Consider the following 18591-nt stretch of genomic DNA (forward strand, 5'->3'; position numbering starts at 1 on the left):
GCTTGCAGCTTTAAGCTGCCCTCATGACTAAACTCCCCTCTGGCATCAACCTGCACAAAGCCTCGAAAACCCTGACCCTGACCTACGGGCCGGACGAGGTCTATCACTTGCCTGCAGAGTTCCTGCGGGTGCACTCCCCCTCCGCCGAGGTCCAGGGCCACGGCAAACCCATCCTGCAGTTCGGCAAGCTCGGCGTGGGCCTGAGCAAGGTTGAACCGGCTGGCCAGTACGCACTGAAATTGACCTTCGACGACGGCCATGACAGTGGACTGTTCACCTGGGACTACCTGTATCAGTTGGCTCTGCGTCAGGACGAACTGTGGAGCGATTATCTGGCAGAGCTCAAAGCCGCCGGAAAATCCCGCGATCCGAATGAGTCGATAATCAAGCTGATGCTCTAGTCCGAGCCTCCGGCTGTTTAGAGGGCATTTTCTAATTCCATCTGTTTGAATGCTGGGCTGTATGGCCAATGAATGGCCTGCTTGCGAAAAAAATTAAACTCGGGTAACCAATGGAACTGGCAAGTTCCCTGCAGAGTTCTCTGCACTTTTAAAGCAGCGGTACGCAATCAACGGTCACCCGAGCAGTAGTACCTGGCATCGTGCTGTGTGACTGCACAGCAGGTCCGGTACTCGTCTCAGGACAATGGAGCGTCGTAGATGAGTAACAAGAATATCGATGACCTGAAACGCCAAGCCTCGGAAAACACACTGGGGCTCAATCCGGTCATCGGCTTGCGTAGAAAGGATCTGCTTACCTCTGCTCGAATGGTGCTCACCCAGGCCATTAAACAACCCATCCACAGCGTCAAGCATGTCGCCCATTTTGGCCTTGAGCTGAAGAACGTGATATTCGGCAAATCGACCCTGCAACCGGAGAGCGACGACCGTCGCTTCAACGATCCGGCCTGGAGCCAGAACCCGCTGTACAAACGCTATCTGCAAACCTACCTGGCGTGGCGCAAGGAGCTCCACGAGTGGATCGGCGACAGCAACCTGTCCGATCAGGACATCAGCCGCGGCCACTTCGTGATCAACCTGATGACCGAAGCCATGGCCCCGACCAACAGCATGGCCAACCCCGCCGCGGTCAAGCGCTTCTTCGAAACCGGCGGCAAGAGCCTGCTGGACGGCCTGTCCCATCTGGCCAAGGACCTGGTGCAGAACGGCGGCATGCCCAGCCAGGTCAACATGGACGCCTTTGAAGTGGGCAAGAACCTCGGCACCAGCGAAGGTTCGGTGGTGTTCCGCAACGATGTGCTGGAGCTGATCCAGTACCGGCCGATCACCGAACAGGTGTATGAGCGGCCGCTGCTGGTGGTGCCGCCCCAGATCAACAAGTTCTACGTCTTCGACCTCAGCCCGGACAAGAGCCTGGCGCGCTTCTGCCTGCGCAACAACGTGCAGACCTTCATTGTCAGCTGGCGCAACCCCACCAAGGCACAACGGGAATGGGGCCTGTCGACCTACATCGAGGCCCTGAAGGAGGCGGTCGACGTGGTCACCGCCATCACCGGCAGCAAGGATGTGAACATGCTCGGGGCCTGCTCCGGCGGTATCACCTGTACCGCGCTGCTGGGCCACTACGCCGCGCTCGGAGAAAAGAAGGTCAATGCCCTGACCCTGCTGGTCAGCGTCCTCGACACCACCCTGGATACCCAGGTGGCGCTGTTCGTCGACGAGCAGACCCTGGAAGCGGCCAAGCGCCATTCCTACCAGGCCGGTGTGCTCGAAGGTCGCGACATGGCCAAGGTGTTTGCCTGGATGCGCCCCAACGACCTGATCTGGAACTACTGGGTCAACAACTACCTGCTGGGCAACGAACCACCGGTGTTCGACATCCTGTTCTGGAACAACGACACCACCCGCCTGCCCGCAGCGTTCCATGGCGACCTGATCGAGATGTTCAAAAACAATCCCCTGGTGCGCCCCAATGCACTGGAAGTGTGCGGCACACCCATCGACCTGAAACAGGTGACCGCCGATATCTTTTCCCTGGCCGGCACCAACGATCACATCACCCCGTGGAAGTCCTGCTACAAGTCGGCGCAACTGTTTGGCGGCAACGTGGAGTTCGTGCTGTCCAGCAGCGGGCATATCCAGAGCATCCTGAATCCGCCGGGCAATCCCAAGGCGCGCTACATGACCAGCACCGAGATCCCCGTCTGCCCCGATCAATGGCAGGAAAACTCGATCAAGCACACCGATTCCTGGTGGCTGCACTGGCAAGCCTGGCAGGCGGAGCGTTCCGGCGAGCTGAAAGCGGCCCCCAGCACGCTGGGCAACAAAAAGTACGCTGCCGCCGAGGCCGCACCAGGGACCTACGTCCACGAGCGCTGAGTCCGGGCATTGAACGATGCGACGCCAGGAGGCGTCGCCACGCCCTATGCTTGGTACGAGGCCCGGCCTCGGAAAATCCGGACGACGCCCAGGACGGCGTTGCCCATGGTTCAATTCACAGGGCTACGGCATGCCACACTCTTTCATCTTTCGCACCGTTGATCTGGATGGACAGACCATCCGCACGGCGGTACGCCCCGGCAAGCCGCACTTGACGCCGCTGCTGATCTTCAACGGTATCGGCGCCAACCTGGAGCTGGTCTTTCCCTTTGTCCAGGCCCTGGATCCCGACCTGGAGGTCATTGCCTTCGACGTCCCCGGCGTGGGCGGCTCCTCGACCCCAAGCCGGCCTTATCGTTTTCCCGGCCTGGCCAAGCTGACCGCCCGCATGCTCGATTACCTGGACTACGGCCAGGTCAACGCCGTGGGCGTGTCCTGGGGCGGAGCCCTGGCCCAGCAATTCGCTTACGACTACCCCGAACGCTGCAAGAAACTGGTACTGGCGGCCACCGCCGCCGGCGCCTTCATGGTCCCCGGCAAGCCCAAGGTGCTGTGGATGATGGCCAGTCCACGGCGCTACGTGCAGCCTTCCCATGTGATGCGCATCGCGCCGCTGATCTATGGCGGTGCCTTCCGGCGCGATCCGAACCTGGCCGCCGAACACGCAGCCAAGGTCCGCTCGGCCGGCAAGCTGGGCTACTACTGGCAACTGTTCGCCGGAGTGGGCTGGACCAGCATCCACTGGCTGCACAAGATCCACCAGCCGACCCTGGTGCTGGCCGGCGACGATGACCCGCTGATCCCCCTGATCAACATGCGCATGCTGGCCTGGCGGATTCCCAACGCGCAGCTGCACATCATCGACGACGGCCACCTGTTCCTGATCACCCGGGCCGAGGCCGTCGCCCCGATCATCATGAAATTCCTCCAGGAAGAGCGACAACGCGCCGTGATGCACCCGCATCCACTGCCATCGCACCCAACGAAATAAAACAACGCTGCCGACAGGATCGTCGCGCGCAAGAAAGGCCAGGAGCGACTATGTTGTCTGTCTTGGATTGGTCTGCTTGTTAGTGGTTTGACGAAGGAGTGTTGACTCATGCAAGACAAGCCTGCACAGGGTTCGCTTCCGGCCCCTGCGGCCTACATCAACGCACAGAGCGCGATCACCGGTCTGCGCGGCCGGGATCTGCTCTCGACACTGCGCAGCATTGCGGCCCACAGTTTGCGCAACCCGTTGCACAGCGCCCGCCACACCCTGGCCCTGGGTGGCCAGCTGGGACGTGTGCTGCTGGGGGAAACCCTGCATAAACCCAACCCCAAGGACAACCGCTTCGCCGACCCGGCCTGGACCCTCAATCCCTTTTACAAACGAGGCTTGCAGGCCTACCTCAGCTGGCAGAAGCAGGTTCGGCACTGGATCGACGACAGCGGCATGAACGAGGACGATCGGGCCCGGGCGCACTTCGCCTTCTCCCTGCTCAACGACGCGGTGTCGCCCTCCAACACCCTGCTCAATCCCCTGGCCCTCAAGGAAATCTTCAACACCGGCGGCAACAGCGTGGTGCGCGGCATCGGCAACCTGCTGGACGACCTGTTGCACAACAACGGACTGCCCAGCCAGGTGACCAAGCACGCCTTCGAGATCGGCAAGAACCTGGCCGTAACCCCTGGCTCGGTGGTGTTTCGCAGCGAGCTGCTGGAACTGATCCAGTACAGCCCCATGAGCGAAAAACAGTACGCCAAGCCGTTGCTGATCGTGCCGCCGCAAATCAACAAGTACTACATCTTCGACCTCAGCCCGCACAACAGCTTCGTCCAGTACGCCCTGAAGAACGGCCTGCAGGTATTCATGATCAGCTGGCGCAACCCGGACGTGCGCCATCGCGAGTGGGGCCTGTCGAGCTACGTAGAGGCTACCGAAGAGGCACTGAATGTCGCCCGGGCCATCACCGGCAGTCGGGAAGTCAACCTGGTAGGTGCCTGCGCCGGCGGCCTGACCATCGCCGCCCTGCAAGGTCACCTGCAGGCCAAACGCCAGCTGCGCCGGGTGGCCAGCGCCACTTACCTGGTGAGTCTGCTGGACAGCCAGCTGGACAGCCCGGCCACCTTGTTTGCCGATGAAAAAACCCTGGAAGCGGCCAAGCGTCGCTCCTACCAGCATGGGGTGCTCGATGGCCGCGACATGGCCAAGGTGTTTGCCTGGATGCGTCCCAACGACCTGATCTGGAACTACTGGGTCAACAACTACCTGCTGGGCAAGGAGCCGCCAGTCTTCGACATTCTCTACTGGAACAACGACAGCACCCGCCTGCCCGCCGCCTTGCACGGCGACCTGCTGGACTTTTTCAAGCACAACCCGCTGAGCCACGAAGGCGGACTCGAAGTCTGCGGCACCCCGATCGATCTGCAGAAGGTCACGGTGGACAGCTTCAGCGTGGCCGGCATCAACGATCACATCACCCCCTGGGATGCGGTGTATCGCTCAACCCTGCTGCTGGGCGGAGAGCGGCGCTTCGTGCTGTCCAACAGCGGGCATGTGCAGAGCATTCTCAATCCGCCGAGCAACCCAAAGGCCAACTACGTGGAAAACCACAAGCTCAGCAGCGATCCGCGAGCCTGGTATTACGACGCCAAACATGTCGACGGCAGTTGGTGGGGCCAGTGGCTGAGCTGGGTCCAGGAGCGCTCAGGAGCGCAGCGGGAAACCCTGACCACCCTCGGCAATCAGAACTATCCACCCATGGAGGATGCTCCGGGCACCTACGTGCGCGTGCGCTGAAAACACTTTGCTCCACGACTCCATGCTGGAGTCGTGCCCGCCAATGGACCGACAAGAAGTCAGGATGAAGACCCGCGACCGGATACTCGAATGTGCCCTGCAACTGTTCAACCAGAAGGGCGAGCCCAATGTCTCCACCATGGAGGTGGCCAATGAGATGGGCATCAGCCCCGGCAACCTCTACTACCACTTCCATGGCAAGGAGCCCCTGGTGCTCGGCCTGTTCGAACGTTTCCAGAACGAGCTGACTCCGCTGCTGGATCCACCGTCCGATGCCCGGCTGGCGCCGGAGGACTACTGGCTGTTCCTGCACCTGATTGTCGAACGCCTGGCCCACTACCGCTTCCTGTTCCAGGATCTGTCCAACCTGGCGGGACGCTTGCCGAAACTGGCCAAGGGCATTCGCAACCTGCTCAACGCCCTCAAGCGGACCCTGGCCTCGCTGCTGGCCCGACTCAAGACCCGTGGACAGCTGGTCAGCGGGACCCAGGCCTTGGGCCAACTGGTGGAGCAGATCACCCTGACCCTGCTGTTCTCCCTGGATTACCAGCGGATCCTTGATCGCGAGGGGGAAGTGCGCCTGGTGGTCTACCAGATCATGATGCTGGTGGCACCGCACCTGTTGCCGCCGGCGAAGCTGGCCACCGAGCAGATGGCGTTGCGCTACCTGGAAGAACAGGGATAGACGGGCCTGGCGAGTACCGAACGCGGCCCAATAAAAAACGCCCGGCCTTTACAGACCGGGCGTTCTTTGAGCCCGATGCAATCAGGACTGGCTGCTTGGCGTCGCTGGAGCTGGCGCAGCCGTTGGCGCTACCGCCGGGCTGGGGGCTGCGGCGGAGTTTGCCGAACTGGCCGAAGCCGTCGGCGCTGGCGCTGCAGGCTTGGCCGCTACCGCGGGCTTGGCGGCAGGCTTCTTGGCGGCAGGTTTTTTCGCCACCGCCGGCTTGGCCGCGGGTTTGGCGGCGGCTTTCACCGCTGGCTTGGCGGCGGGCTTGGCCGCAGGTTTTGCTGCAACCGGCTTGGCAGCGGGTTTGGCAGCCGGCTTGGCAGCAGCGGTTTTCGCGGCGGGCTTGGCGGCGGGTTTAGCTGCAGCTTTGGCCGCCGGTTTGGCCAGAGGCTTGGCTGCAGGTTTAGCCGCAGGCTTGGCAGCGGCGGTTTTGGCCACAACCGGCGCAACCTTGGCACCTGTGAGTTTTTCAATCTGCTTGGTCAGGGTATCGACCTTGTCATGCAGCGCTTTCACCTCATTGCGGCTCGGTACGCCCAGGCGCGAGATGGCACTGTTCAAACGCTTGTCGAAAGCGCCTTCCAGTTCGTCCCACTTGCCCAGGGCGCGGTCCTTGACGTCGCTGATGCGCGACTTGGCCGAACTGGCGGAGTCTTTGGCGGCATCAACTTTCTTGCCGACTACACTCTTGGTCAGTTTCTCGGCTTTCTCACCATCCTTGACCAATGTCTCGAAAAGCTTGCTGCCGTCAGAGTCGATTTTCGAGTACACGCCTAAACCAGCAAGCCAAATTTTACGGGAGTACTCTTCGACTTTCCCGATCCACGAGCTGCCTTCTTTTTCAGTATTCTTTTTACCAGCCATCCCGTTCTCCTTAATGTTTACGCGCGACACGTTCGAGCAACGCCGTCAGCTCATCGAGCTTAGCAGAGAGTGTCTCGACGTCATGTTTAGACGGAATGCCGATGCGATTCAAGGCACTGGCGACGCGCGTGTCAAAGGCCTTTTCGACCTTGTCCAGTTGCACTTCGACTTTGCCTTTAAGAGTACTGACATCCCCTTTAACGCTGTCTATCTGACTATTGGCCGCTTCAAGTTGTTCAGTGACAACTTTTTTGCCTTTCTTTTCAACGGATTGACCGGCCTTGATCAACTCCTGGAAGTATTCGCTGCCCTCGTGACCGACTTTGGCGTAGGCACCCAGGCCAGCCAGCCAGATCTTGCGGGCATAGGATTTGACTTCGCTCAGAGCAGTCGATTGAACATCAACTTTTTTCTTCAGAATCACTTTGGCCATGGTGCACCTCACGCGCGGAAGGTTTGAGGAACTGTCCTCGGAACGAGGACCTGAGGCACAACCTAGAGAGAAAAATTAGAATCGGCACCCTAACGAATGTCATCAATTGATGTAGGGGCCGGCTCGCCGGCGAGGCTCTTGAGCGTGGCGCCGTCGCAGTGCCTGCGATTCGCCTGCAAGCCGGCGCCTGGGGATCGGGGCTCAGGCCAGGGCCTTGTCCAGGGCTTTTTCAATTTCGGACTTGATGGTGCCGCTCATGGCCGACATCAACAGGCCCAGTTCCACATCGATCCGGATCGACGCCTCACCCACATGCACAGCGCCTTTGACCCCGGATCGCTTGAGGTTCAGCGTATCCCCCGCCCATTGCGGCTCCAGGCCATATTGATCGGCGAGTTTCTGCGCCAGTTTGTCGGCCTTTTCACGGGCTACCTGCTTACCCAGGCCATGGGCGCGTTCAACACTAATACGGGCCATCGAAGGACTCCTGCTGTTTGCGGACTTGCCTGAAGCATCTTGACCCTGTGTGCGTCAAAACGTCCCGGCGGTTCGCTATCTTACATTCAGCCTTGCCAAGACAAAGGCCGCCACCGGGATTAGAATGTCGCGCATTCTCTTTTGGTGACAGCGATATGACTGATCAGCGCAAAGGCAGCGATGCCGAACCCACCACGCACTTCGGCTTCAAGAACGTTCCTGAAAGCCAGAAAGCGGAAAAAGTCGCAGAGGTGTTCCACTCGGTAGCGGCCAAGTACGACCTGATGAACGACGTACTGTCGGGCGGCATGCACCGTTTGTGGAAACGCTTCACCATCGAGCTCTCCGGCGTGCGCGCCGGCAACCGCGTGCTGGATATCGCCGGTGGCACGGGCGATCTGACCAAGCGCTTTTCCCACCTGGTGGGGCCTACCGGCCAAGTGGTGCTGGCGGACATCAACGAATCCATGCTCAAGGTCGGCCGTGACCGCCTGCTGGACCTGGGTGTGGCTGGCAACGTCGAATTCGTCCAGGCCGATGCGGAAAAACTGCCCTTCCCGGACAACCATTTCGACTGCGTGACCATCGCCTTCGGCTTGCGCAACGTCACCCACAAAGAAGACGCCCTGCGCTCCATGCTGAGGGTGCTCAAGCCCGGTGGCCGCCTCTTGGTGCTGGAATTCTCCAAGCCGACCAACGCCCTGATGTCCAAGGTCTACGACGCCTATTCGTTCGCCTTCATGCCCCTGGCCGGCAAGCTGATCACCAACGATTCGGAAAGCTACCGCTACCTGGCCGAATCGATCCGCATGCACCCTAACCAGGAAACCCTGAAGTCGATGATGGTCGAGGCCGGTTTCGACCGCGTGACCTATCACAACATGACCGCAGGCATCGTCGCCCTGCACCGCGGCATCAAGCCCTGATGTTGCTCAGCGGCCTGCTCGCCAGCGTCGAGACCGGCATCAACCGGGTGCTGCGTCTGGACAGCACGGCCCTGCCGCGCCTGCAGCACCTCAATGGCAAGGTGATCGCCGTCGACTGCCGCAGCCCGGCATTGCAGCTGTTCATCCTGCCCAGCGATGAAGGCCTGATACTGGCCAGCCAGTGGGCCGCCGACCCTGACTGCATCCTCCGCGCGCCGGCATCGAGCCTGGTACGCCTGGCCCTGAGCAAGGACAAGACCGCTGTTCTGCACGCGCCGGACGTGGAGCTGGAAGGCGACAGCGGCGTGCTGCTGGACCTGGCAGCCATCCTCCAGGATCTGGAGCTGGACTGGGAATACGAACTGTCGCGCTGGCTGGGGCCGGTGGCCACCCAGCTGTTCAGTGGCCATGTGCGCAGCCGTGCACGCTGGTATCAACAGGGCTTTGCCAGCCTGAATCAGAACCTTGCCGAATTCCTTGCCGAAGAGTCGCGGACCCTGGTGGGTCAGCGCGAAGCCGAAGCGCGCTTTCGCGAGCTGGATCAGGCCAAACTCGACCTGGAACGTCTCGAGGCGCGCTTCGAGCGCCTTTCCCGCTCCCTTGACCCAAGCGATAACGCATGAAGCTGCTTGCCGTCCGCCGTCTGTTGCGCATCCAGCGCGTCGTGATCCGCTACCGCCTCGATGACCTGCTGTTCGCCCTGCCCCTGCCCTGGTTTCTCCTGGCCCTGCGCTTTGCCCTGCCCTGGCGCTGGTTCCCGCGCAAACCGCTGGACCTGAGCCGCGGAGCCCGCCTGCGCCTGGCGCTGCAGGACCTGGGCCCGATCTTCATCAAGTTCGGGCAGATCCTCTCCACCCGCCGCGACCTGCTGCCGGAAGACATCGCCGACGAGCTGATGCTGCTGCAGGACCGGGTGCCGCCCTTCGACTCACAAAAGTCTGTGGCCCTGATCGAGGAGCAACTGGGCAAGAAGATCAGCGACGTGTTCAGCCGCTTCGACATCGAACCCCTGGCCTCGGCCTCGGTGGCCCAGGTTCACGCCGCCAAGCTCAAGACCGGTGAAGAAGTGGTGGTCAAGGTGATCCGCCCCGGGCTCAAGCCGATCATCGCCCAGGACCTGGCATGGCTGTTCATCCTCGCCCGCGCCGCGGAAAAGCTCTCCGCCGACGCGCGCCTGCTGCATCCGGTGGACGTGGTCAGCGACTACGAGAAAACCATCTACGACGAGCTCGACCTGCTGCGCGAGGCGGCCAACGCCAGCCAGCTCAAGCGCAACTTCGAAGGCTCGCCGCTGCTGTATGTACCCCAGGTCTACTGGGACTGGTGCCGGCCTAAAGTGCTGGTGATGGAACGCATCTACGGTATCCAGGTGACCGATCTGGCGACCCTGGCCGACCAGCGCACCGACATGAAGATGCTCGCCGAGCGCGGCGTGGAGATCTTCTTCACCCAGGTGTTCCGCGACAGTTTCTTCCACGCCGACATGCACCCGGGCAACATCTTCGTCAGCACCGTGCAGCCCTGGAGCCCGCAGTACATCGCCATCGACTGCGGCATCGTCGGCAGCCTGACCCCGGAAGACCAGGACTACCTGGCACGCAACCTGTTCGCCTTCTTCAAGCGCGACTACCGTCGCGTGGCCCAGTTGCACATCGACTCCGGCTGGGTCCCGGCAGAAACCAAGCTCAACGAATTCGAGGCGGCGATCCGCACCGTGTGCGAGCCGATCTTCGAAAAGCCGCTGAAGGATATTTCCTTCGGTCAGGTGCTGATGCGCCTGTTCCAGACCGCCCGGCGCTTCAACATGGAAGTGCAGCCACAACTGGTGCTGCTGCAGAAGACCCTGCTCAATATCGAAGGCCTGGGCCGCCAGCTGTACCCGGACCTGGACCTGTGGAACACCGCGCAACCCTTCCTCGAACGCTGGATGCGCGAGCGGGTCAGCCCCAAGGCCGTGCTCGGCAATATCCACAGCCAGATCGAGCAATTGCCGCACCTGGCCAACATGACCCGCGACCTGCTGGAACGCATGTCGCAGCCCCACGCCGCCGATCCGCCGGCCCCCTGGCACCGACGCAAGGACGACTGGTTCCTGCGCTTGCTGGGCACTGCCCATCTGGGCGGCGGCGCCGTTCTGGCCGCCGGCGGCCCACTGCAGGATCTGGGGCACTGGCCGGCCGGCGTGATGATCGCAGTGGGTCTGTATCTGATCGTGCGCCGATAGCCAGTGGCGCGACCTGCTGGCAAACTGTCGCAATCGCCGAGGCGCCACCAGCGGGTTGCGCCCGGTTGTCGGAGTCGAACATGAAAGATTGGCTGGACCAGATCAAATGGGACGCGGACGGCCTGGTGCCGGCCATCGCCCAGGACCACAAGACCGGGCGCGTGCTGATGATGGCCTGGATGAACCGCGAGGCCCTGAGCCTGACCGCCGCCGAGCACCGCGCCATCTATTGGTCACGTTCCCGTGGCAAGCTATGGCGCAAGGGCGAAGAGTCCGGGCATGTGCAGAAACTGCATGAAATGCGCCTGGACTGCGACGCCGACGTGATCATCCTGATGGTCGAGCAGATCGGCGACATCGCCTGTCACACCGGCCGCCACAGCTGTTTCTACCGCGTCTACGAAGACGGCGAGTGGAAAACCGTCGAACCGGTCCTCAAGGACCCGCACGCGATTTATTCTGCAGGACACTGACATGAGCGATACCCTCACCCGTCTGGCCCAGGTGCTGGAAGAGCGCAAAGACGCCGCAGCCGACAGCTCCTACGTCGCCAGCCTGTATCACAAGGGCCTGAACAAGATCCTGGAAAAGGTCGGCGAAGAGTCGGTGGAAACCATCATCGCCGCCAAGGACGCCGCCATCAGCGGCGACTGCAGCGACCTGATCTACGAAACCGCGGACCTGTGGTTCCACACCATGGTCATGCTGGCGCAGCTGGGGCAGCATCCCCAGGCCGTGCTCGATGAGCTGGACCGCCGCTTCGGTCTGTCCGGACACGCCGAGAAAGCCTCGCGCCCGTCCGCCTGAACAACTTTCTAAGAGGAAACGCAGCATGGGCATTTTTGACTGGAAACACTGGATCGTCATCCTGGTGGTCGTGGTACTGGTATTCGGCACCAAGAAACTCAAGAACCTGGGCACCGACGTCGGCGAGTCGATCAAGGGCTTCCGCAAGGCCATGAACGACGACGAAAAACCGGCCGAGCCAGTGGTTCCTCCAGCGGCCCAACCGGTGCCACCGGTTCAGCCCCAGCAAAGCGCACCGCTGACCCAGCCGCACACCATCGACGTGCAGGCCCAGAAAGTCGAAGAGCCGACCCGCAAAGACTCGTGAGCACTGACTAATGTTTGGTATCAGCTTCTCTGAACTGCTGCTGGTGGGCCTGGTGGCCCTGCTGGTGCTCGGCCCCGAGCGCCTGCCCGGTGCTGCGCGCACCGCCGGCCTGTGGGTCGGGCGCCTCAAGCGCAGCTTCAACGCGATAAAACAGGAAGTTGAACGTGAAATCGGGGCCGATGAAATTCGTCGGCAACTGCACAACGAGCACATTCTGTCCCTGGAACAGGAGGCGCGGAAGATCCTCGCCCCGACCCAGCAGCAACCGACTCCGGTGGAACCTGTGGCCGAGCAGACGATCCACGCGCCAGGCGCCGCGCCGCTGGCCGAAGCCTCGCCAGCCAGCGAGGTGCCCGCCCCCGCGACACCGACATCGGCACCGACCGCAGAGCCAGCGGCCCCGGTGGCAACACCCGCCACCACGGCCACCCACGACTCCACCTTGCCGCCGCGAGCACCATGAGCGATATCCCAGAGAACGACCAACACATGCCGCTGGTGTCGCACCTCACCGAGCTGCGTACCCGCCTGCTGCGCTGCGTAGCGGCGATCTTCATCATCTTCGCCGGGTTGTTCGCCTTCACCCAGCAGATCTACACCATCGTCTCCACGCCACTGCGCCAGTACCTGCCGGTCGGCGCGACGATGATCGCCACTGACGTCGCCTCGCCGTTCCTGACGCCGCTGAAGCTGACCATGATGGTCTCGCTGTTCCTGGCCATTCCGGTGATCCTGCACCAGATCTGGGGCTTTATCGCACCCGGTCTGTACAAGCACGAGAAGCGCATTGCCGTGCCCTTGCTGGTGTCGAGCATCCTGCTGTTCTATGTCGGCATGGCCTTCGCCTACTTCCTGGTGTTCCCGCTGATCTTCAAGTTCTTCGCTGCCGCCACCCCGGCCGGCGTGGAAATGATGACCGACATCACCAGCTACCTCGATTTCGTCATGACCCTGTTCTTCGCCTTCGGCGTGGCCTTCGAGATCCCGGTGGCCGTGGTCCTGCTGGTGTGGATCGGCGTGGTCAACGTGGCCTACCTGAAGAAGATCCGGCCTTACGTGATCATCGGCTGCTTCGTGGTGGGCATGATCCTCACGCCGCCGGACATCTTCTCCCAGACCCTGTTGGCCGTGCCCATGTGGCTGCTGTTCGAGATCGGCGTGCTGTTCGGCGGGCTGATCAGCAAGCGCGGCGAGCATCCGGACGACGCCCCGGCCGACGATCACAACGACCAGCCGCCAGCGACCCAAGCGTGAACCTGCTGCTTCTGGAGGAGGCCGACTTCATCGCGGCCGACCGCGTGGTGCTGCGCGATCGACGCCTGACCCACATGCAGGAAGTGCATCGGGTAGCCGTGGGCGACAGCCTGCGCGTGGGGCGCATCGGCGGCTTGATGGGCAGCGCCCGGGTCCTGCGCCTGGAAACAGCCGAAGCCGAACTGCAAATCAGCCTGGAGCAGGCGCCACCGGCCAAGCTGCCACTGACCCTGGTGCTGGCCCTGCCGCGGCCGAAAATGCTGCGCCGGGTGTTTCAGACCGTCGCCACCATGGGTGTGCCGCGGCTGGTGCTGGTCAATAGCTACCGGGTCGAGAAGAGCTTCTGGCAGACCCCGTTCCTTGAACCCGAAGCCATTCGCGAACAACTGATCCTTGGCCTGGAGCAGGCACGCGACAGCGTGCTGCCCGAAGTGCTGATCGAGAAACGCTTCAAGCCCTTCGTCGAGGACCGCTTGCCGACCCTCTGCGCCGGAACCCTGGGACTGGTGGGTCACCCGGGCCAGTACCCGCCCTGCCCACGCGACGTGGATCGACCGGTGACACTGGCCATCGGCCCGGAAGGCGGCTGGATTCCCTACGAGATCGACCTGCTGGGCAAGGCCGGATTGCAACCGGTGCAACTGGGCGAACGCATCCTGCGGGTGGAAACCGCCGTCACCGCCCTTCTCGCCCGCCTGTTCTGAGGATGGACCCGGCCACAGCCGGGTCTGTCGCGAGCAATATCAAACCGCCATTACCGCTACAGAATCCAGGGTTCCCGCCGATAGCCTATGGTTAAGCCATATTGCTAATAGGGAGTTCGCAGCATGTACGGTTGGCTAGCCAAAAACCTGGGAAACCTGAGCGTCAGCCTCAAGCTCGGCATCGGCTTCGGCCTGGTACTGCTGCTGACCCTGTTGATCACCGCCACCGGCTGGACGGGCTTGGCGGGGGTCATCGATCGTGGCGATAAGCTGGGTAACATCTCCACCCTCTACGCCATGACCAAGGACCTGCGCATCGCTCGCCTCAACTACGAGATGCTCCATGGCGAACAAGGTCCCGATGCCGTCAACGGCATACTCCAGCAGCTCGACGAAGGCCTGCAGGCTGCCCGTCAACAGTTGCAGCAACCCGAAAGCATCGCGATGCTCGAGCAGCAGCTGGAAGCCGTTGCCGAGTATCACCGGGCCTTCAACGACATGACCCGCGCCACCGCCGCCCGCGAAGCCGCCCGCTCCCAGCTCGGCGCCAGCGCGGACAACGCCGCGGCCCGGGTAGCCGAAGTCGAGAAATCGCTGCTGCAAGGCGACAGCGTGGCCCAGTTCAACAACGTCATCGAGCTTTCCAGGCTGATCCAGCAGGCACGCTTCCAGGTTCGCGGCTACACCTACAGCGCCAAGCCCGAGGCCAAGCAGCCGGCCCTGGACGCCATCGACAACGCCCTGAACAACCTCACCGGCCTGCCCTCGCGCCTGCCGGAACAGCACATCGCCAACCTGCAACAGGCCAGCGACTCGCTCAAGACCTACCGCGCCGCGGTCAGTGCCTTCAGCGACTCCGAGGAAGCCAGCGCCGCCGCCCTCAAGCGCATGGCCACCCAGGGCGACCACCTGATGACCCTGAGCAAGCAACTGACCACCGCTCAGACCGCCAAGCGTGACAGCGAGGCCGGCCAGGCCAAGAGCACCCTGCTGATCGCCACGCTACTGGCGCTGGTATTCGGCATGGTCGCTGCCTGGGCCATCACCCGGCAGATCATCCAGCCCTTGCAACAGACCCTCAAGGCCGCCGAGCGCGTGGCTTCCGGCGACCTCAGCCAGGACCTGACAGTCGATCGCCGCGACGAACTGGGCCAGCTGCAACGCGCCATGCAGCGCATGACCCTGGGCCTGCGGGAGCTGATCGGCGGTATCAGCGACGGCGTGACCCAGATCGCCAGCGCCGCCGAACAGCTGTCCGCCGTCACCGAGCAGACCAGCGCCGGGGTCAACAGCCAGAAAGTCGAGACCGACCAAGTGGCCACCGCCATGAATGAAATGGCCGCCACGGTGCAGGAAGTGGCGCGCAACGCCGAAGAGGCGTCGGAGGCCGCAGTAGCCGCCGACCAGCAGGCACGCGAAGGTGATCGGGTGGTCAACGAAGCCATCGCCCAGATCGAGCGCCTGGCCAGCGAGGTGGGCAACTCCACCGAAGCCATGGGCCACCTCAAGCAGGAAAGCGACAAGATCGGCAGCGTGCTGGACGTGATCAAATCCGTGGCCCAGCAGACCAACCTGCTGGCCCTCAACGCCGCCATCGAAGCCGCCCGCGCGGGCGAGGCCGGACGCGGTTTCGCCGTGGTTGCGGACGAGGTGCGCAGCCTGGCCCAACGCACCCAGCAATCCACCGAAGAAATCGCCGAGCTGATCGTCGGCCTGCAAAGCGGCACCCAGCAAGTGGCCAGCACCCTGGACACCAGCCGCAGCCTGAGCGACAGCAGCGTCGAGCTGACCCGCCGAGCCGGCGGTTCCCTGGAGAACATCACCCGTACCGTGTCGGCGATCCAGGCGATGAACCAGCAGATCGCCGCCGCCGCCGAGCAGCAGAGTGCCGTCGCCGAAGAGATCAATCGCAGTGTGTTGAATGTGCGGGATGTGTCCGAACAGACATCATCGGCCAGCGAGGAAACCGCGGCCTCCAGCGCCGAGCTGGCGCGGTTGGGGATTCACTTGCAGAGCCTGGTGGGGCGCTTCCGGGTCTGAGCCGCTTCGCCGGCAAGCCGGCTCCTACAAGGAAATGCAGGAGCCGGCCTGTCGGCACAGGCCTTACAGCACCTGACGCAGGAAAGCCTGGGCCCGCGGGTCTTTCGGCGCCTCGAAGAAGACATCCGGCGCCGCATCTTCCAGCAGCTTGCCGTGATCGAAGAACAGCACCCGATCCGCCACTTCCCGGGCGAAACCCATTTCGTGGGTGACGCAAACCATGGTCATGCCTTCCAGGGCCAGGGTCTTCATCACGTCCAGCACCTCGCCGACCATTTCCGGGTCCAGGGCCGAGGTCGGCTCATCGAACAGCATCACCTTGGGCTCCATCGCCAGGGCCCGGGCAATCGCCACCCGCTGCTGCTGACCGCCGGAAAGCCGTGAAGGAAACTCATGGGCCTTCTGCGCGATACCGACCTTCTCCAGCAGCGCCAGGGCCTTGGCCTCGCGCTCCTGCTTGCCCCGCTTGCGCACCACCTTCTGCGCCAGGCAGAGGTTTTCCAGCACGGTCATGTGGGGAAACAGGTTGAAATGCTGAAACACCATGCCGACTTCGCGACGATAGGCGTTCACGTCGGTCTTGGGATCGGCCAGTTGCAGGCCGTCGATGCTCACCGAGCCCGAGTCGAACTCTTCCAGGCCGTTGAGGCAGCGCAGGAAGGTCGACTTGCCGGAACCGGAAGGACCGATCACCACCAGCACCTCGCCCTTGGCCACTCGGGTGGTGACGTTATCCACCGCGCGCACCACCTGGCCGCGGGTGTCGAAGACTTTTACCAGATCGCGGACTTCAATCACTTTGCGCGAGCCTCCGCTCAAGCCGGCTGGCCATCTTCGACAGCGGCAGGTTGATCAACAAATACAGGCCCGCCACACAGAACAGGATCTCGAACGGCGAGAACGAGGTGGTGATGACTTCCCGACCGCTCTTGAGCAGCTCGGTGATGGCGATCACCGACACCAGCGAGGTGTCCTTGACCAGACTGATGAACTGCCCGGCCAGGGGCGGCAGCACCCGCTTGAAGGCCTGGGGCAGAACCACATGACGCATCGACTGGCCGGCGCTGAGCCCCAGGGAGCGGGCGGCTTCGTTCTGCCCGCGGGCGATGGACTGCACCCCGGCACGGACGATCTCCGCCACATAGGCCCCGGTGAACAGCGACAGTGCGGCGATCCCGGCGAACTCCCGGGACAGGTTGAGCACCGTGCCGATGAAGAAATAGAAGATGAAGATCTGCACCAGCAGCGGCGTGCCGCGCACCAGTTCGACATAGATCGTCGACAGATCGCGCAGGGTCGGGTTGTTCGACAGGCGGCACAGGCCGGTGCCCAGGCCGATGATCAACCCCAGCACCCCGGACACCACCGACAGCCACAGTGTGGTCCACAGGCCCCACAACAGCGGCCCCGCGGCCCAGTGCCGGGTTACGCCGATGACGTCGCCCTCACCCACGTCATCGCCGTTGGCCACTTGCAGGCTGCTTTCATCGACGCTCAGATGCTGCTCGGCACCCGAATCACCGCGCAGGGTGACTTGAGCCTTGCCGCCCTGGCGCACAACCTCGGCGACGGTGGAGATCTCCGCCGCCCGCTGGGACTCTTCAGCCTGATAGGCGAAGTACTGGGGGACACGGTTCCAGCGCCACTCGTAGGACATCAACGAGGTGGCGTAGTACAGCGCGCCGGCCAGACCGATCAGCACCAGCACGGTCAGCACGTGCCAGGGCCATTGGGCTTTTTTCTGTTTGTTCACTTTGCAGGTTCCAGCGGGTTGCAGCGGGGAGGTTCGGCAGAGCCTGGGTGGGCATCATCGCGAGCAATCTCGCTCCTACAAAAACGCTGTACGCCCTGTAGGAACGAGCTTGCTCGCGATCAACCGCAAATCAGTTGCCTGACGCCTATTCCATGTCCTTGAGCCACTCGGTGCTCTTGAACCACTTGTCATGGATGCGATCGTAGGTGCCGTCTTCGTGGATCTGGTGCAGGAAGTTGTTGATGAAGTTGATGCTGTCGTAATCGCCCTTCTTCAGGCCGAAGGCCAGCGGCTCGTAGGTGAACGGCTTGTCGAGGAACACCAACTTGCCATTGCCCACTTTGTTGACGGCCACCACGTTGTACGGGGCGTCATAGATGAAGGCGTCGGCCTTGCCGTTGACCACGTCCAGCACCGCCTCCTGCTCGTTGTCGTAGCCGTGGTACTTGGCCTTGGCGATCAGCTTCTTGGCAACCATTTCACCGGTGGTGCCCAGCTTGGAGGTGATGCGGTAATCGGCGCTGTTCAGGTCCTTGTAGGACTTGATGGTGCCTTCCAGCTCCTTGCGGATCAGCAGGGTCTGGCCGACCACGATGAAGGGTTCGCTGAAGTTCAGGCGCAGGTTGCGTTCCTGGGTCAGGGTCATACCGCTGCCGATCATGTCGAACTTGTCGGTCAGCAGGGCCGGGATGATGCCGTCATAGCCGGTGGAAACCATCTCCAGCTTGACCCCCATGGACTTGGCCATGGCCTTGAGCAGATCGACTTCGAAGCCGATGATTTCGCCACGCTTGTTGGTCATTTCGAACGGCATGTAGGTCGGGTCCATGCCGACTTTCAGCGTGCCGCGCTTGACCGCATCATCGATGGCGCCGGCCTGGGCGGTATTGACCGCCAGCAGGGCGGCAGCGCCTGCCAGCAGCAGCGAAAGATACTTCTTCATCTCAAGTC

General features: G+C 62.5%; 21 protein-coding genes. 15 read left to right on the forward strand and 6 right to left on the reverse strand.

The genetic code is table 11. The features are described from left to right. The first annotated feature begins 23 nt into the window (after positions 1-23). The 5 genes from L1O02_RS28800 to L1O02_RS28820 all read left to right on the forward strand — a co-directional run bounded on the left by L1O02_RS28800 (position 24) and on the right by L1O02_RS28820 (position 5806). A complete protein-coding gene (locus L1O02_RS28800; protein WP_016962743.1) occupies positions 24-401 on the forward strand; it encodes a gamma-butyrobetaine hydroxylase-like domain-containing protein in 378 nt (125 codons plus the stop codon). Positions 402-659: 258 nt separating this feature from the next. Then, positions 660-2339 (forward strand): class II poly(R)-hydroxyalkanoic acid synthase, encoded by a 1680-nt coding sequence (gene phaC / locus L1O02_RS28805; RefSeq protein ID WP_060842250.1) that lies wholly within the window; start codon positions 660-662, stop codon positions 2337-2339. A 130-nt stretch (positions 2340-2469) separates the two neighbouring features. Continuing rightward, on the forward strand, positions 2470-3330 hold the full coding sequence (gene phaZ / locus L1O02_RS28810; RefSeq protein ID WP_060837151.1) for a poly(3-hydroxyalkanoate) depolymerase: 861 nt from the start codon (positions 2470-2472) through the stop codon (positions 3328-3330). A 108-nt stretch (positions 3331-3438) separates the two neighbouring features. Then, complete coding sequence (phaC, locus tag L1O02_RS28815) at positions 3439-5121, forward strand: class II poly(R)-hydroxyalkanoic acid synthase (protein WP_235759169.1); 1683 nt, start codon at positions 3439-3441, stop codon at positions 5119-5121. A gap of 64 nt (positions 5122-5185) precedes the next feature. Then, positions 5186-5806, forward strand: coding sequence for a TetR/AcrR family transcriptional regulator (locus tag L1O02_RS28820; RefSeq protein WP_108545903.1), 621 nt, complete (start codon positions 5186-5188; stop codon positions 5804-5806). An 81-nt stretch (positions 5807-5887) separates the two neighbouring features. Here L1O02_RS28820 and L1O02_RS28825 read toward each other — a convergent pair whose 3' ends face one another. The 3 genes from L1O02_RS28825 to L1O02_RS28835 all read right to left on the reverse strand — a co-directional run bounded on the left by L1O02_RS28825 (position 5888) and on the right by L1O02_RS28835 (position 7625). Then, the gene (locus tag L1O02_RS28825; protein ID WP_235759171.1) at positions 5888-6715 is read right to left on the reverse strand and encodes a phasin family protein; all 828 of its coding nucleotides are present in this window, start codon (positions 6713-6715) and stop codon (positions 5888-5890) included. Positions 6716-6725: 10 nt separating this feature from the next. Next, positions 6726-7148 (reverse strand): phasin family protein, encoded by a 423-nt coding sequence (locus tag L1O02_RS28830; RefSeq protein ID WP_060837147.1) that lies wholly within the window; start codon positions 7146-7148, stop codon positions 6726-6728. Positions 7149-7349: 201 nt separating this feature from the next. Continuing rightward, on the reverse strand, positions 7350-7625 hold the full coding sequence (locus L1O02_RS28835) for a polyhydroxyalkanoic acid system family protein (RefSeq protein ID WP_060842246.1): 276 nt from the start codon (positions 7623-7625) through the stop codon (positions 7350-7352). A gap of 155 nt (positions 7626-7780) precedes the next feature. On the opposite strand from L1O02_RS28835, the gene ubiE reads away from it, so the two are divergent. The 10 genes from ubiE (at position 7781) to L1O02_RS28885 (ending at position 15887) form a co-directional block, all read left to right on the forward strand. Further along, entirely contained in the window at positions 7781-8551 is a 771-nt protein-coding gene (gene ubiE, locus L1O02_RS28840) for a bifunctional demethylmenaquinone methyltransferase/2-methoxy-6-polyprenyl-1,4-benzoquinol methylase UbiE (protein ID WP_011058802.1), read from the forward strand. Further along, a complete protein-coding gene (locus tag L1O02_RS28845; protein WP_060837145.1) occupies positions 8551-9174 on the forward strand; it encodes an SCP2 sterol-binding domain-containing protein in 624 nt (207 codons plus the stop codon). The genes ubiE and L1O02_RS28845 overlap by 1 nt, the downstream gene beginning before the upstream one ends. Next, on the forward strand, positions 9171-10775 hold the full coding sequence (ubiB, locus tag L1O02_RS28850; RefSeq protein ID WP_108545900.1) for a ubiquinone biosynthesis regulatory protein kinase UbiB: 1605 nt from the start codon (positions 9171-9173) through the stop codon (positions 10773-10775). The genes L1O02_RS28845 and ubiB overlap by 4 nt, the downstream gene beginning before the upstream one ends. Before the next feature lie 80 nt (positions 10776-10855). Beyond that, positions 10856-11248, forward strand: coding sequence for a phosphoribosyl-AMP cyclohydrolase (gene hisI, locus L1O02_RS28855; RefSeq protein WP_060837143.1), 393 nt, complete (start codon positions 10856-10858; stop codon positions 11246-11248). Position 11249: 1 nt separating this feature from the next. After that, positions 11250-11582, forward strand: coding sequence for a phosphoribosyl-ATP diphosphatase (locus tag L1O02_RS28860; RefSeq protein ID WP_060837142.1), 333 nt, complete (start codon positions 11250-11252; stop codon positions 11580-11582). 25 nt (positions 11583-11607) lie between these two features. Continuing rightward, positions 11608-11889 carry a twin-arginine translocase TatA/TatE family subunit gene (locus L1O02_RS28865; protein WP_108545898.1) on the forward strand — a complete coding sequence of 94 codons (282 nt, stop codon included), beginning with the start codon at positions 11608-11610 and terminating at the stop codon, positions 11887-11889. A 10-nt stretch (positions 11890-11899) separates the two neighbouring features. After that, positions 11900-12352 carry a Sec-independent protein translocase protein TatB gene (tatB, locus tag L1O02_RS28870; protein ID WP_108545897.1) on the forward strand — a complete coding sequence of 151 codons (453 nt, stop codon included), beginning with the start codon at positions 11900-11902 and terminating at the stop codon, positions 12350-12352. After that, complete coding sequence (tatC, locus tag L1O02_RS28875) at positions 12349-13143, forward strand: twin-arginine translocase subunit TatC (RefSeq protein ID WP_060837140.1); 795 nt, start codon at positions 12349-12351, stop codon at positions 13141-13143. The genes tatB and tatC overlap by 4 nt, the downstream gene beginning before the upstream one ends. After that, entirely contained in the window at positions 13140-13847 is a 708-nt protein-coding gene (locus L1O02_RS28880) for a 16S rRNA (uracil(1498)-N(3))-methyltransferase (protein ID WP_060837139.1), read from the forward strand. Before tatC ends, L1O02_RS28880 begins: the two co-directional genes overlap by 4 nt. 123 nt (positions 13848-13970) lie before the next feature. Further along, positions 13971-15887, forward strand: coding sequence for a methyl-accepting chemotaxis protein (locus tag L1O02_RS28885; RefSeq protein WP_060842243.1), 1917 nt, complete (start codon positions 13971-13973; stop codon positions 15885-15887). 63 nt (positions 15888-15950) lie between these two features. On the opposite strand, the gene L1O02_RS28890 is transcribed toward L1O02_RS28885, so the two are convergent. The 3 genes from L1O02_RS28890 to L1O02_RS28900 form a co-directional block, all read right to left on the reverse strand. After that, on the reverse strand, positions 15951-16685 hold the full coding sequence (locus tag L1O02_RS28890; protein ID WP_060842242.1) for an amino acid ABC transporter ATP-binding protein: 735 nt from the start codon (positions 16683-16685) through the stop codon (positions 15951-15953). Beyond that, positions 16678-17640, reverse strand: coding sequence for an amino acid ABC transporter permease (locus L1O02_RS28895; RefSeq protein ID WP_060837136.1), 963 nt, complete (start codon positions 17638-17640; stop codon positions 16678-16680). The genes L1O02_RS28890 and L1O02_RS28895 overlap by 8 nt, the downstream gene beginning before the upstream one ends. Positions 17641-17785: 145 nt before the next feature. Beyond that, positions 17786-18583 (reverse strand): transporter substrate-binding domain-containing protein, encoded by a 798-nt coding sequence (locus tag L1O02_RS28900; protein WP_060837135.1) that lies wholly within the window; start codon positions 18581-18583, stop codon positions 17786-17788. Between the last annotated feature and the right edge of the window lie 8 nt (positions 18584-18591).

The organism is Pseudomonas sp. BC42, from assembly GCF_021560055.1.
Taxonomy (GTDB): Bacteria; Pseudomonadota; Gammaproteobacteria; order Pseudomonadales; family Pseudomonadaceae; genus Aquipseudomonas.

Excerpts from the sequence above, each read along its gene's own strand:
- hisI (WP_060837143.1), top strand. The coding sequence starts at position 10,856 with ATGAAAGATTGGCTGGACCAGATCAAATGGGACGCGGACGGCCTGGTG.
- L1O02_RS28830 (WP_060837147.1), bottom strand. The coding sequence starts at position 7,148 with ATGGCCAAAGTGATTCTGAAGAAAAAAGTTGATGTTCAATCGACTGCT.
- ubiB (WP_108545900.1), top strand. The coding sequence starts at position 9,171 with ATGAAGCTGCTTGCCGTCCGCCGTCTGTTGCGCATCCAGCGCGTCGTG.
- tatB (WP_108545897.1), top strand. The coding sequence starts at position 11,900 with ATGTTTGGTATCAGCTTCTCTGAACTGCTGCTGGTGGGCCTGGTGGCC.
- phaZ (WP_060837151.1), top strand. The coding sequence starts at position 2,470 with ATGCCACACTCTTTCATCTTTCGCACCGTTGATCTGGATGGACAGACC.
- phaC (WP_235759169.1), top strand. The coding sequence starts at position 3,439 with ATGCAAGACAAGCCTGCACAGGGTTCGCTTCCGGCCCCTGCGGCCTAC.
- L1O02_RS28860 (WP_060837142.1), top strand. The coding sequence starts at position 11,250 with ATGAGCGATACCCTCACCCGTCTGGCCCAGGTGCTGGAAGAGCGCAAA.
- ubiE (WP_011058802.1), top strand. The coding sequence starts at position 7,781 with ATGACTGATCAGCGCAAAGGCAGCGATGCCGAACCCACCACGCACTTC.
- L1O02_RS28845 (WP_060837145.1), top strand. The coding sequence starts at position 8,551 with ATGTTGCTCAGCGGCCTGCTCGCCAGCGTCGAGACCGGCATCAACCGG.
- L1O02_RS28835 (WP_060842246.1), bottom strand. The coding sequence starts at position 7,625 with ATGGCCCGTATTAGTGTTGAACGCGCCCATGGCCTGGGTAAGCAGGTA.
- L1O02_RS28800 (WP_016962743.1), top strand. The coding sequence starts at position 24 with ATGACTAAACTCCCCTCTGGCATCAACCTGCACAAAGCCTCGAAAACC.
- phaC (WP_060842250.1), top strand. The coding sequence starts at position 660 with ATGAGTAACAAGAATATCGATGACCTGAAACGCCAAGCCTCGGAAAAC.
- L1O02_RS28900 (WP_060837135.1), bottom strand. The coding sequence starts at position 18,583 with ATGAAGAAGTATCTTTCGCTGCTGCTGGCAGGCGCTGCCGCCCTGCTG.
- L1O02_RS28825 (WP_235759171.1), bottom strand. The coding sequence starts at position 6,715 with ATGGCTGGTAAAAAGAATACTGAAAAAGAAGGCAGCTCGTGGATCGGG.
- tatC (WP_060837140.1), top strand. The coding sequence starts at position 12,349 with ATGAGCGATATCCCAGAGAACGACCAACACATGCCGCTGGTGTCGCAC.
- L1O02_RS28820 (WP_108545903.1), top strand. The coding sequence starts at position 5,186 with ATGAAGACCCGCGACCGGATACTCGAATGTGCCCTGCAACTGTTCAAC.
- L1O02_RS28885 (WP_060842243.1), top strand. The coding sequence starts at position 13,971 with ATGTACGGTTGGCTAGCCAAAAACCTGGGAAACCTGAGCGTCAGCCTC.
- L1O02_RS28865 (WP_108545898.1), top strand. The coding sequence starts at position 11,608 with ATGGGCATTTTTGACTGGAAACACTGGATCGTCATCCTGGTGGTCGTG.